This is a genomic window from Candidatus Rokuibacteriota bacterium, assembly GCA_016209385.1.
Lineage (GTDB): Bacteria > Methylomirabilota > Methylomirabilia > Rokubacteriales > CSP1-6 > JACQWB01.
The window spans coordinates 1-11,585 of the sequence record JACQWB010000125.1 but is presented as its reverse complement, the minus strand read 5'-3'; the positions used below and the strand labels follow the sequence as shown (position 1 = coordinate 11,585).

Annotated in this window: 16 protein-coding genes; 3 read left to right on the top strand and 13 right to left on the bottom strand. The window is 67.2% G+C overall.

Annotated features, from left to right (window positions below; genetic code table 11):
* Nucleotides 1-19: 19 nt before the first annotated feature.
* Nucleotides 20-1,492, bottom strand: coding sequence for an FAD-binding protein (locus HY726_08235; GenBank protein ID MBI4608981.1), 1,473 nt, complete (start codon nt 1,490-1,492; stop codon nt 20-22).
* A 159-nt stretch (nt 1,493-1,651) separates the two neighbouring features.
* Between HY726_08235 and HY726_08230 the strand changes: the two genes are divergently transcribed.
* Nucleotides 1,652-2,254, top strand: a complete 603-nt coding sequence (locus HY726_08230) for an SRPBCC family protein (protein ID MBI4608980.1) — start codon at nt 1,652-1,654, stop codon at nt 2,252-2,254.
* A 15-nt stretch (nt 2,255-2,269) separates the two neighbouring features.
* Here HY726_08230 and HY726_08225 read toward each other — a convergent pair whose 3' ends face one another.
* Nucleotides 2,270-3,250: a nitronate monooxygenase gene (locus HY726_08225; protein MBI4608979.1), complete on the bottom strand. Its 981-nt coding sequence runs from the start codon at nt 3,248-3,250 to the stop codon at nt 2,270-2,272.
* Nucleotides 3,251-3,478: 228 nt separating this feature from the next.
* Between HY726_08225 and HY726_08220 the strand changes: the two genes are divergently transcribed.
* The gene (locus tag HY726_08220) at nt 3,479-4,033 is read left to right on the top strand and encodes a thiamine pyrophosphate-binding protein (protein MBI4608978.1); all 555 of its coding nucleotides are present in this window, start codon (nt 3,479-3,481) and stop codon (nt 4,031-4,033) included.
* 5 nt (nt 4,034-4,038) lie between these two features.
* The gene (locus tag HY726_08215; protein ID MBI4608977.1) at nt 4,039-4,611 is read left to right on the top strand and encodes a thiamine pyrophosphate-binding protein; all 573 of its coding nucleotides are present in this window, start codon (nt 4,039-4,041) and stop codon (nt 4,609-4,611) included.
* A 16-nt stretch (nt 4,612-4,627) separates the two neighbouring features.
* Here HY726_08215 and HY726_08210 read toward each other — a convergent pair whose 3' ends face one another.
* The 11 genes from HY726_08210 to HY726_08160 form a co-directional block, all read right to left on the bottom strand.
* On the bottom strand, nt 4,628-5,305 hold the full coding sequence (locus HY726_08210; GenBank protein MBI4608976.1) for an HAD-IA family hydrolase: 678 nt from the start codon (nt 5,303-5,305) through the stop codon (nt 4,628-4,630).
* Between the two features lie 128 nt (nt 5,306-5,433).
* Nucleotides 5,434-6,534, bottom strand: a complete 1,101-nt coding sequence (locus HY726_08205) for a zinc-binding dehydrogenase (protein MBI4608975.1) — start codon at nt 6,532-6,534, stop codon at nt 5,434-5,436.
* A 41-nt stretch (nt 6,535-6,575) separates the two neighbouring features.
* Nucleotides 6,576-7,544, bottom strand: coding sequence for an ATP-binding cassette domain-containing protein (locus tag HY726_08200; protein MBI4608974.1), 969 nt, complete (start codon nt 7,542-7,544; stop codon nt 6,576-6,578).
* 95 nt (nt 7,545-7,639) lie between these two features.
* Nucleotides 7,640-7,852 carry a type II toxin-antitoxin system HicA family toxin gene (locus tag HY726_08195; GenBank protein MBI4608973.1) on the bottom strand — a complete coding sequence of 71 codons (213 nt, stop codon included), beginning with the start codon at nt 7,850-7,852 and terminating at the stop codon, nt 7,640-7,642.
* A 2-nt stretch (nt 7,853-7,854) separates the two neighbouring features.
* A complete protein-coding gene (locus HY726_08190) occupies nt 7,855-8,052 on the bottom strand; it encodes a type II toxin-antitoxin system HicB family antitoxin (protein ID MBI4608972.1) in 198 nt (65 codons plus the stop codon).
* Between the two features lie 26 nt (nt 8,053-8,078).
* Complete coding sequence (locus tag HY726_08185) at nt 8,079-8,570, bottom strand: hypothetical protein (protein ID MBI4608971.1); 492 nt, start codon at nt 8,568-8,570, stop codon at nt 8,079-8,081.
* A gap of 542 nt (nt 8,571-9,112) precedes the next feature.
* Nucleotides 9,113-9,382, bottom strand: a complete 270-nt coding sequence (locus HY726_08180; protein MBI4608970.1) for a DUF2283 domain-containing protein — start codon at nt 9,380-9,382, stop codon at nt 9,113-9,115.
* Nucleotides 9,383-9,387: 5 nt separating this feature from the next.
* Nucleotides 9,388-9,804 (bottom strand): hypothetical protein, encoded by a 417-nt coding sequence (locus tag HY726_08175; protein MBI4608969.1) that lies wholly within the window; start codon nt 9,802-9,804, stop codon nt 9,388-9,390.
* Nucleotides 9,805-9,938: 134 nt separating this feature from the next.
* Entirely contained in the window at nt 9,939-10,727 is a 789-nt protein-coding gene (locus HY726_08170) for a nucleoside phosphorylase (GenBank protein MBI4608968.1), read from the bottom strand.
* A gap of 85 nt (nt 10,728-10,812) precedes the next feature.
* On the bottom strand, nt 10,813-11,034 hold the full coding sequence (locus HY726_08165; protein ID MBI4608967.1) for a YgiT-type zinc finger protein: 222 nt from the start codon (nt 11,032-11,034) through the stop codon (nt 10,813-10,815).
* Complete coding sequence (locus tag HY726_08160) at nt 11,031-11,369, bottom strand: DUF4258 domain-containing protein (protein ID MBI4608966.1); 339 nt, start codon at nt 11,367-11,369, stop codon at nt 11,031-11,033. The genes HY726_08165 and HY726_08160 overlap by 4 nt, the downstream gene beginning before the upstream one ends.
* Nucleotides 11,370-11,585: the final 216 nt, after the last annotated feature.

The window sequence follows — 11,585 nt, the reverse complement described above, 5'->3', positions numbered from 1 at the left end:
GGGCTCGCCGTCACAGCCATCAGAAACGCTGGGCGAGCCCTTTCTCTTCGATGGCGTGGGGCCGGTAGGCGGGCCCGACCTCCACGCACGACTTGCGCGTCGGAAAGATCTTCCCCGGGTTGCAGAGCCCGCGGGGGTTGAAGGCTTCCTTCACCCGGTGCATCGTGGTCAGGTCCGCCGGCGAGAAGATGAACGGCATGTAGTCCATCTTCTCGAGGCCGATCCCGTGCTCGCCCGAGATGGATCCGCCGACCTCCGCGCAGACCTTCAGGATCTCGGCGCCGGCCTGCACCACGCGCTCCTCCTCCCCCGGCCGTCGCGGATCGTAGAGGATGTTGGGGTGGAGGTTGCCGTCGCCGGCGTGGAACACGTTGCCGACGCGGAGGTTGTGGGTCGCCACGATCTCATTCACACGCCGGAGGACATACGGGAGCCGCGTCCGCGGGATGACGCCGTCCATGACCATGTAGGCGGGCGAGATACGGCCGTAGGCGCCGAAGGCGGACTTCCGTCCCTTCCAGAGGAGCTGACGTTCGGCCTCGTCCTTCGCGAGCCGCACCTCCCGCGCCCCGCACTCACGGCACGCGGCGATGACGCGCTCCACCTGCGCCTCCATCCCGACGGCGAGGCCGTCGAGCTCGATGAGGAGGGCCGCGGCGGCGTCCCGCGGATAGCCGCAGCCGAAGGCGTCCTCGACGGCCTGGATCGTCACCTGGTCGATCATCTCCAGCGCCGCCGGCACGAGGCCGCGGGCGATGATCGCCGAGACCGCCTCCGAGGCCCGGTCGATCTCGTCGAAGATGGCGAGGACCGTCTTCACCGCCTGGGGCTTCTTGAGGATCCGGACCACGATCTTCGTCGCGATCCCGAAGGTGCCTTCGGAGCCGACGAAGAGGCCCACCAGGTCGTACCCCTGCGGGTCGCGCGTCTTGCCGCCGAGCCAGACAAGCTCGCCGTCCGGCAGCACCACCTCGAGCCCCAGGACGTGGTTCGTGGTGACGCCGTACTTGAGCGTGTGGGGACCGCCGGAGTTGTTCGCGATGTTGCCGCCGAGCGTGCACGCCTGCTGGCTCGAGGGATCCGGCGCGTAGTAGTAGCCGCGCGGGCCCACCGCCCAGGAGAGGTGGAGGTTCACCAGCCCCGGCTCCACCACGGCCACCTGGTTGTCGTAGTCGACCTCGAGGACCCGGTTCATCCGCATCAGCGAGATGACCAGACCGCCCTCGCTCGGCAGGCACCCGCCCGAGAGCCCCGTGCCGGCGCCCCGCGCGACGAAGGGAATCCCCTCCCGGTCAGCGAGCTTGACGATGGCCGAGACCTGCTCGGCCGACGTCGGGAACACGACGAAGTCGGCCAACGCGCGGAAGAGGGTGAGGCCGTCGGACTCGTAGACGAGCAGCTCGTCGGGGTCTGACAGCACCGCAGCTTTGCCGACGATCCCTTCCAGCTCGCGACGGAGGGCTTTCTTCCTGGACTCGGTCAGGGTGGCCATGCCTGCCTCCTTCCAGAGCGGGTTCACCCGATTATATCACGAGGGGACGAGCGTGGTCGGCCCGCCCGCGCTCCGCGTCAGGGCGTTTCCGCTTTACTTCCGGTGTGAGATATGAGAAACTCCGCGCGTTGTGCTCATTCCCGTGAAGGAGGACTCTCGGTGATTCGTCTTGCGATTGCATCCCTCCTGCTGTTCCTGGCCATCGGCGACGCGCGCGAAGTTGCCGCGCGTCCTTCCCTCTCCCACACCGACCTCACGGCTCTGAAAGCGGGGGCGATCCTGTTCCGGGCCGAGGTTCCCGTGGGCCGCAACGGGAGCGTCGGCATGGGGGGGACCGCGCTCGCCTACCTCCAGAGCGAGCCCGAAACCGTCTGGGACACGCTCCTCGACTTCTCCGGCCACGCCGGGCTCTTCCCCCGCGTGAAGGAAACGCGTGTGATCGAGCGCTCCGCCGGCCGCACGCTGGTGAGCTACCATGTTGCGGTGGGACCGTTTTCCTTCCGCTTCTTCCTGAACAACTACGCCGATGCCGAGGCCCATCTCCTCCGCTGGGAGCTCGACCAGAGCCGCGACAACGACCTCTTCCGTGACCACTGGGGCTACTGGAAGGTGGACGAGTGGGAAGACGGGGCGCTGGTCACCTACGCGATGGGCGGGCGAACGACGCTCCCGGCGTTCCTGCTGGCGCGGGCCGGGCGGGATGGCGCCGTGGAAACGGTCAAGGCGCTGAAGGCGCGTATCGAGGGCCGCGCGGGGCTCTGAGAGCACTCGCGCCCGTCAGCCGCCCAGGCGCGCCAGTACAGCTTCGGCCTCGGAGACCAGCGACTCGATCACCGCGCGTGCCGGCCTGATCTCCCTGATCAGCCCCGCGCTCTGGCCGCAGGGGGCGTTGCCGTTCTCGATGTCGCCGACCTCGCGCGCGCGGAGGGCGGCCGGACGGCCGACGCGCTCCGCCTGGATCGGGAACGGCTGGATCTCGGCCTCGCGCTTCTCCCACTCGCGCGTGAAGTTGTTCCGGATGAGCCGGCACGGCTTGCCGGTGGCCGCACGCGTGACGACGGTCCCCTCCTCGTCGATGGCGACGATCTTCGCCTTGTAGTTGGCGTGGCAGTAGGCCTCGGCCGTGGCGATGAAGCGCGTCCCGATCCAGATGCCGACCGCGCCGAGGGCGAGCGCCGCCAGGAGCCCGCGCCCGTCGGCGATCCCGCCGGCTGCCACCACCGGGGTCGGCGCCACCGCGTCGACGACCGCCGGGATCAGCACCAGGCCCGCGATCCGACCCGTGTGCCCGCCCGCCTCGTGGCCCTGGGCGATCACGACGTCGACCCCGTTCGCGGCATGGTCGCGCGCTTGCTTTACGTTCCCGCAGAGCGCCATCACCTTGATCCCGAGGCGGTGAGCCTCAGCCGTCACGGGCCCGGGGGTTCCCAGGCCCGCGATCAGGACGGGCACGCGCTCTTCGAGCGTGACGTCCACCCAGCCCTTCACCGCGTCGGTGAAGCGCTCCGCCTCGGCGCCGGCAACGCGCACGCTCGCGAACAGGATGTCTACGCCAAAGGGCTTATCGGTCCCGTCGCGCACCCGGCGGATCTCGGCGCGGAGTTCAGCCGGCGTGTTGTGGGCGGCCGCCAGGACGCCGAGGCCACCGGCCTCGGACACTGCGGCGGCCAGCTCCGAGCGCGCCACGTAGCCCATCCCGGCCTGGCAGATCGGGTAGCGGATCCCGAGCAGGTCACAGAGCGGCGTGCGGAGAGCCATCGTCGTGCCTCGCTTCATTCGAAGACCGGCTCCCGCCCCTCGGCGCTGGCGAGGGCCCGGTCTCCAGGGTCTGCGTGGGTGGGCCCAGTCTACACCGTTCCCCCGCTGCGCGTTGACACGACACGGCGGCATGCCACCCGCGGCGGAGCTTGACGAGGCCGCGGCGCCCCCCTATGATCTCTCAGAGGGGGCCGTCGAGGCCCCCTCCGATTGTCGAAGGGAGGTTTCGTGCCCGAATCGATCCCCGCATCGCTGATCATCGACACGCTCAAGGAGGTCTTCCGCGAGGCGCGCTCGGCGTCTGCGACGGGGCGTGAGGACAGATCCGACCATCTCGGTTGGATCCTGAGCGTGCCGGACACGCACCAGCGGACGGTGTTGGCCGCCCTCGAGAAGGAGCCGTCGATCCGGGTCCTGACCTGCGCCACGGAGGACGAGGCCAACGCAATCGCCGCTGGCCTCTACATCGGCGATGAGCCGTGCGTGGTGATGATCCAGCACGCCGGTCTCTATGCCTCGGTCAACACGCTCCGTGGCGTGGCGATCGACGGTCGTGTGCCCATCTTCTACATGATCGGCCTGCTCCACCGCGAGAGGGACCGGGACCCGTCCGAGTCCCGCCATTCCATGGTCCGCTACTGCGAGCCGCTGCTCGACACCTTCGGTGTCCCGCACGCGCGGCTCGAGGGTCCGGAGGACCTCCGCCTGATCGGCGAGTACTACAAGCTCAGCCGCGAGCGACGGGGCCCGGCGGCCGTCCTCGTCGGTCTGGAGACAATCTAGGAGCGATGAAGCCCGAGGACGTGCTGCGCGCCATCGCCGCCGCCCGTGGCGACGCGATCTGCGTTCCCACCATGACCACCGCGCCGGCGTGGCGGGTGATCGCCCCGGACGACCTCTCCGTGACCTGCGTCGGCTTCATGGGCGGCGCCTCGGCCCTCGGGCTGGGCCTGGCGCTCGCGCGGCCCGAGCGCCGCGTGATCGTGTTCGACGGAGACGGATCGCTTCTCATGCAGCTCGGCTCTCTCGCCACCATCGCCGCGGCCGCGCCGCGCAACCTGACGCACCTCGTCTTCAAAAACGGCGTCTACCACACTTCCGGCAGTCAGGCGATTCCGGGCGGACTCACCGTGGACTTCGTGACGATGGCGAAGGGGGCCGGCTACCGGAACGCCTGCGCGATCGACAACCCTGGGGACCTGCGCCGCCGCCTGCCGCAGCTCCTCTCCGAGCCGGGCCCGGTGCTCGTGGAGCTTCACACCACGCTGGCAGAACAGACCCCCATGACCGCGCCCCGCGGCGTCCCCTTCCACCAGCAGGTACACGATCTACGCGCGAAGCTGCTTCGGACCGCGTCCTAGAAGAAGAGCCCGAACTTCATCGGAGAGTCCCCTTTCTCGCGCGCCCGGCCTCCGCCATCAGCGCGGGGAGAGCCGCAAGCTCGGCGAGGCGGACATGAGCCTCGCTGAAATCCTGGTGGCGCGTCGCCGGGCACGGGATCGCGACGCATGGCATCCCGGCGGCCTTGGCCGCCAGCATGCCGTTTCGCGAGTCCTCGACGACGAGGCAGGCGCGCGGCGGGAGGCCGAGGCGCTGCGCGGTCTCGAGAAACACATCCGGCGCGGGCTTCCCCCGGTCCACCTCGAGCCCCGAGACGACCGCCTCGAAGAGCCCGGCGATGCGGAGGGCTTCGAGCGTGGCCGCGATGACCTGGGGGGCTGCCGAGGACGCGACCGCTAGGCGGTAGCCGGCCTCCCGCAGTTGCTGGAGCACGCCGGGAACCCCTGGCATGGGCCTCGTACCGTCCTGGATCAACCGGACCAAGAGCTCCGTGTATCCGCGCATCAGTTCGCTCTCGAGCGGCTCCAGCCCGTACCGCGCCCTCAGGGCTCGGAAGTGCTCCCGGTCGGTTACGCCGACAAACGGCGCATTGTCGGCCTCGCTATAGGCGATCCCGTACCGCGCCAACACCAGACGGAGGGCCTCGAAGTTCAGCGGCTCGGAATCGACGAGGACCCCATCCATGTCGAAGATGATCGCGCCTATCCCACGCATATCATCCTACCGAGCCTCGAGGCCGTAGAGCCGGGCCGCATTCGCGCCGAGAAACTTCCGCTGCGCTCCGCCGGGGAGACTTCATCACCCGGGCCCTCCGCGTCGTCGCCCTCGCGGCCCGCCCGAGGTCACGCCGACGCGCCCATCCGGAGCGAGACCCGGATCGCGCCTCCCTCGTCCGCGAACTTGAAGGCGCGGTTGATCTCCTCGAACGGGAACGCGTGGGAGATGATCTTGCCGAACGGGTAGGTGTCCCGGCGCCGCGCCAGGAAGTCGATCGCCCGCGGCAGCACCCAGGGCTCATACACGATCACGCCCTTCACCGTCTGGGCCCCGCGCACGACCGTTCCCGGATCCAGCGCCGACGGGAGGCCGGGAGTGATGTTGCCGATCCACAGGTAGCGGCCGCCCTGCCGGAGGAGCCGAGCGCCTTCCTCGACAACGCTCGGGACGCCGACGAACTCGGCGACCACGTCAGCGCCGTGGCCGCGGGTCAGATGGCGCACCTGCTCCCGGCGGTCCTTCTCGCTTGTCGCGTCCACGTTGATCACGTGGGTGGCGCCGAACTCCTTCGCCAGCGCGAGCCGCTCTGCCCGCTTGTCGAGCACGATCACCTGGCCGGCTCCCATGTCTCGCGCCAGCGCCGTCGCGTAGAGCCCGAGCCCTCCGGCGCCCTGGATCACGACCGCGTCCCCCAGGCGGACGCCGATCTCATCCAGCCCGTACAGGGCTTCCGAGAGGGCGCAGTTGACGGGGGATACCTCGGCGTCGCTCAACTCGTCCGGGACCTTGCAGAGCGTCTGCCCCTTTCGCAGGTAGTAGTACTCGCCGTAGGCGCCGCGGAAATGCGGCGGCTCGTCCACGCTCCCCAACCAGAATCGGTAGCGATTGGCGCACCCGGGGCCGCCGCTGAGGCAGGCCGGGCACGCGCCGCACGGGACGAAATAGGCGTAGGCGATGCGGTCGCCCTCCCGAAGCGCCTGGCCCAGGCAGTCGTGCTTCACCTCGCGGCCCAGGCGAAACACCTCGCCGACCATCTCGTGGCCGGAGACCGAGCGGCCGCGGGGCATGCCCGGCCCGCGCCCGTGCCAGATGTGGAGATCGGAGCCGCAGATGTTCGCGCAGCGGATCCTGACGAGGATGTCCTCGGAGCCGACCTCGGGCAACGGGTACTCCCGGAGCTCCATCGGCTGGCCGGGCCCCTGATACACCGCAACCTTACCCGTCATGACGACCCTCCTCGTGACAGGGCAGAGCCGGGAGCACCGGCTCAGTAGAGGTGGCAGGCCACGGCATGGCCCGGGCGAACTTCCCGCGCCGCTGGATCCACCTCGGCGCAGACCGGCATGGCCGCCGGACAGCGAGGGTGGAAGCGACAGCCGGAGGGAACGTGAAGCGGGCTCGGGACTTCGCCGGGCAGGATGACCTCCTCCCGCTTGATGTCAGGGTGCGACGGCAGCGCCGCGGAGAGGAGGGCCTGGGTGTAGGGGTGACACGGACGCGAGAACAGCTCCTCCGCCGGGGCGGTTTCCACGAGTCGCCCGAGGTACATCACCCCGACGCTCGTGGCCATGTAGCGGATGCTGGCAAGGTCATGGGCGATGAGGAGGTACGTGAGGCCCAGCCGTTTCTGCAGATCCCTGAGCAGGTTCATGATCTGGGCCCGGATGGAGACATCCAGCGCCGACACAGGCTCATCGAGGACGACGAGGCTCGGATTCAGGGCCAGGGCCCGCGCGATGGCAATCCGCTGCCGCTGGCCCCCGCTGAACTCGTGCGGATAGAGGTCGCCGCTCTTCGGAGGCAGCCCGACCTGGTCCAGGAGTTCGGCGACGCGCCGCGGGAGGGCCGGGCGCGGGAGGGCCCGGTTGACCACGAGCGGCTCGGCGATGATCGCCCCCACCCGCTTCCTCGGGTTGAGGGAGCTGTAGGGATCCTGGAACACCGCCTGGACGGAGGCGCGGTGCCGCCGGAGCTCGCGCCCCCGCAGCCCTCCGATCTCCCGGCCCGAGACGAAAATGCTCCCCTCGGTGGCGCGCTCCAGAAGCAGGATGACCCGGGCCGTGGTCGTCTTCCCGCACCCCGACTCCCCGACCAGCCCGAAGGTCTCCCCGCGCTCGACGGTGAAGCTGATCCCGTCGACCGCCCTGACCAGCCCCAGCACCCGGCTACTGAGCACCCCCCGCTTGACCGGGAAGTGCTTCTTGAGGCGGCGCACGTCGAGAACGGTCTCAGCCATCCCAGCGCTCCGCTGGTGGGGCGCGTCAGTGGTCATGGGTAATGCCGGCTGACAGCGGCGACTTCGTCGGCTGGACCGAATTGTTAGCCGCTGCACTATAGCAGGTCCCGGAACTCATCTTCTGTGAGACCTGCGTCGCGGACGATACCTCCCATAGTGAACGCGTTTATCGGGTTGTGTCTGGGGATGGTAAGAATCCGGATGCCGTCGCTCATCACGATATGCTTGCCCTGTCGGACAATTCGAAACCCGGCCTTCTGCAGGGCGCGAACGGCATCCTGGTGGTTGATGCCGGGAATCTTCGGCAAGCTTACGTGGTAACCTCAACCTCGCGCACGGTCGCGCCCTCTAAAAGTTGGTCGCGGGCCGCGAGATACTCCTGGATCGCGTCCTGGATGTTCAGGAGTGCCTCCTCCTCGGTCGATCCCTGGGACCAGCAGCCTGGCAGGCCCGGCACCGATACGCTGTACCCCTCCTCTGTTTTCCGCAGGGCGATCTTGTACCTCATCAGTCACCTCCCGTCATCAGTATACGTCAGCGCGCGTCGCCATGTCGCCGTTGCCTCTCTTCCCACGCGCTCCGCGCGGCGCGCCCTTCCCACACCACCTCGCGACGAAACCGATCCAGGCGTACCCACCTGAGGCTTGGCTTGCGCTGGCCGGCATCGACAAAGACGCGCAGGCCGTCGGCCGCGAGATCCTCGGGAACGAAGAGCTCAGGCGGCCACCTCTCCATCGCCTGACCGCCAAGGACAATCGACACGGAGGGCTGGCTGGTCACCGGACCCCGTGCCAAGAAGTGGCCTCGAGAGGCTTCGTTGTCGAAACACAGCAGGACGAACCCGTGGCCCGCATGCCAGTCAATCATCGCCCGGGGGAAATCGCCAGTCGTCGGGTAGATCACAGCCTCACCGGACACCTCGCCAGTTTGAAGTCTGGCAAGCAGCTCGTCGACAGGCGGAACCTCCATCTCTGGGTATTGATCGCCCACGATGGCTGACAGCCGGAACCCCAGGCTCGCCGTCACTGCGCTTCCCTTCCGTGCATACGTCTAGCGTTCACGCTCAGCGGCCGCGGAGCGAGCAACGCGAGCCCGCTGAAGCGCCTCGTTACACGGATTCGCGAAGGCACACCACCTTCCGCCCGGGGTCTCGCCATCTCCGTGAACTGACGCCGAGTCTCGCGCACGCTTATGATAATTCAGCTCCCCTTGGAGCTCTCGTTCGGCTTTTCGGGCGGACACCAGCGAACAGCCCCAGCCTCAAGCTCCACCGGGTCGATACCGAGAACGCCACGCACTAGGTTTCGCACGCGGCTCTTGGCGACGCCCGTCATGTTCTTGATTTCCGCTTCCTGGCAACTTTCTCCTGGCCGCGCCCGTACGTACTCCAGGACCCGCTGCCGATCGGCTTCGTCATCGGCCAGAGTTCGTCTCTTTCCCATAGTTGTTCTCCACTGTGCGGGCTAACGCCGCGTCTCAGCCGCGGCCGGCGCGACGCCGCTACGGTTCAACGTTGTGCTTCGCGCCGGCCGTCGGCTGGAGACGCTGGTTAGCGAGAGCCTGGGATGTCACGCAGCTCGAAGGGGCGCTAGGTCGGCGCGCGTCAGGGTCGGCAGGCGCAACCGACGCAAGACCCGGTTGAGTGCCCCCGCGGACAACTTGGCTGGTGCGGTGATCTCGATGCCAATGGGCTTGCCATTTCGGTTGAAGTCAATCACCAATCCCGGCGCCGCCCTTTCCGTCCGATAGCTCTTGTCGTTCGGCCTCCGTGGAAGGTAGAGGTAGGCCGCCAGGGCACGACCGTGCCGAAACGTGACTTCCAAGTAGGAGTTGTTCATTTCCCTCACTCCCAGACCGGGTACGCGGTCACGACGACCAGCAACCGCCGCTCGTGGTCCGGCTCTACGATAACCTCCCATGCCTTCCCACGGTGCCTTGTTTCGATGACCCAGCGGCCATTGACCTGGAGCATCACAACCACCCCGGCTGCGCGGCAACGCTCCACAAAGGGCGCCGGGTCACACCAGAAGAGCGAGACCACGGATACCCTTTCCTCGAGACAGACCTCGAGTTGTGCCTCGAAACCCTGTGGGGGCGTCACAGGTGGGACCAGATTGACGCCGAAGGGACGATCCGTCAGCGCCTGGGGCTTGCGAATCTGCTCACGGATGCCCTGGGCACGCAGCGCCTTGATGTTCTCCGTGTTCCGGGCCCACTGAGTCCCATAGCGCCCGATCAGCTGACGGTTCTCTATCGTCATGATGCGGTTCTGGGTACGCGCAGATGCGCCGAACGCCCAGGTTCAGCGGCGGCGCTCCTGCGCCGTGCGCTGCAAGCTGAAGTTAGACACCGTTCGTCGGCTGCCCGCATGTGGATTTACGTACTGGGCGCGGATTAGTGGCTCATCCATGCACGTGCGACGAGGGCAACCGCCTGCAGAGCATCCTGACTACCGCCTGCGACCCCTTTCTCGAAATCACCCTCGGCGCGTGCCATCCGATTAGTCACGTGCGCAAGGCAAACAACCGACTGATGTCTTGCCTCCGCGAAGGCATAGAGAGCGGCCGCCTCCATCTCGACGGCCATGATCCCCAGCTCCCGGCAGTGAGCTACGGCGGACGCCGTTTCGCGAAACGGCGCGTCGGTCGTCCACGTGGCACCCCGGTACATAGGCACCGGCATATGAGTGAACACTCCCTCGAGTGTCGATAGGAGGCTTGGCCTGATGTGGCTGAAGTCTGCTGGAGGAAGGTAGTGATAACTGGTCCCCTCATCACGCAGCGCCTTCTCAATGAGAACGAAATAGGGGGGATCAGTGACCACGACGACCTGCCCGGCCGATGTCACGCTGATCAGCAACTCGCAGCCGGCGGTGAATAGCTCCTCGGCGACGAGGACGGCAAACGACGCCCCGACGGCGCATCCAACGATACCGAACCCAACACCATCCTGCGCGAAGGTGAAAAGGTCGGTGTGATAGCACCCCCACTCAGGATAGCGTTCTGCGCGATTCGTTCCGATGAGCCAGCGGACGATGTCGCCATCGGGGTCGAGGACACAGATCCTCGGGACATGCGCCTGCGCCAATGACTTCTGCCGTCTCGCCTCGCGTAGCAGGTTCTCGGCGGTGAAGACAGACGGCTCCGTATAGCGTTTGTTCGAGAGTATCGGCGGCGCTGGCATTGTGTGTCTAACACTCAGGATCAGGTGCGGGCCGCTCTGCGGCCCGGCAGCTGAATCCTGCTGTTCGGCGATACGCCGCCGCGCCTCACGCAGCGTAGCGAATGATCTCGAGCTCGGCGCCCCGCTCGACTCCTGCCAAGATCTCATCTACCCGGCGGAGCACGCCGTCTTCTAGGAGATACTCGGGACAGTTGCCACATTGGACGACGGGGAGGTTCTTGAGGATCACGACGCGCATGTCCCCAACCTTGAACGGCAGATCCGTCCTCGTCGGCTTGAGCTGGGCTCCACACACCGTGCATCTCATCGGCGTGGTCTCCTTGTCTTGAGATCGGGCTGCCACTCGTCGGGATCCGGGCGATACGATGTCACAACGCGCACATTATCACCTTCGACGTCCACGGCCAACAACACGTGGAACGCTTCCTCCCCGTGGCGAGCGAGGAGCAAGTAGCTCGGCAGGTACTTGTCGTCCGGGTACGCCTCGACCAGCTGATACGTGTCCACTGCTGCCAGAATCGCCTCGCGGGGGATGAAGCGGCCGGCGAGGCGCATATTCACGTGGTAGGTCCAGAATATCCGGCCCCGAACGAACACCGTCCTGGATGAACCCGACTGGGTCCTCGGGAACCTTCTTCTCACGGGTCAACCCATCGTCTCCGTACGCCCCCTCGAACTATTCGCCGAACATTCAGGCTTTTATCCGTCGTGCGTGAGCATGACGGATAGAACCATATCTGAAAGCGCTGCGCCGATCTATCGGTTGTCTGGGTTGTCCGGATTCGGTCTCCCATTCGCGATCGACTGTCTCATCAGCGATCGTCGTTTCGCGGCTGGTCCGTCGTCTCCCGTCTCAGT

What these genes read in the sequence shown, in the direction of transcription:
- HY726_08235 (MBI4608981.1), bottom strand. Translation starts at nt 1,492, where the DNA reads ATGGCCACCCTGACCGAGTCCAGGAAGAAAGCCCTCCGTCGCGAGCTG.
- HY726_08225 (MBI4608979.1), bottom strand. Translation starts at nt 3,250, where the DNA reads ATGGCTCTCCGCACGCCGCTCTGTGACCTGCTCGGGATCCGCTACCCG.
- HY726_08215 (MBI4608977.1), top strand. Translation starts at nt 4,039, where the DNA reads ATGAAGCCCGAGGACGTGCTGCGCGCCATCGCCGCCGCCCGTGGCGAC.
- HY726_08210 (MBI4608976.1), bottom strand. Translation starts at nt 5,305, where the DNA reads ATGCGTGGGATAGGCGCGATCATCTTCGACATGGATGGGGTCCTCGTC.
- HY726_08205 (MBI4608975.1), bottom strand. Translation starts at nt 6,534, where the DNA reads ATGACGGGTAAGGTTGCGGTGTATCAGGGGCCCGGCCAGCCGATGGAG.
- HY726_08200 (MBI4608974.1), bottom strand. Translation starts at nt 7,544, where the DNA reads ATGGCTGAGACCGTTCTCGACGTGCGCCGCCTCAAGAAGCACTTCCCG.
- HY726_08190 (MBI4608972.1), bottom strand. Translation starts at nt 8,052, where the DNA reads ATGAGGTACAAGATCGCCCTGCGGAAAACAGAGGAGGGGTACAGCGTA.
- HY726_08180 (MBI4608970.1), bottom strand. Translation starts at nt 9,382, where the DNA reads ATGAACAACTCCTACTTGGAAGTCACGTTTCGGCACGGTCGTGCCCTG.
- HY726_08175 (MBI4608969.1), bottom strand. Translation starts at nt 9,804, where the DNA reads ATGACGATAGAGAACCGTCAGCTGATCGGGCGCTATGGGACTCAGTGG.
- HY726_08170 (MBI4608968.1), bottom strand. Translation starts at nt 10,727, where the DNA reads ATGCCAGCGCCGCCGATACTCTCGAACAAACGCTATACGGAGCCGTCT.
- HY726_08165 (MBI4608967.1), bottom strand. Translation starts at nt 11,034, where the DNA reads ATGAGATGCACGGTGTGTGGAGCCCAGCTCAAGCCGACGAGGACGGAT.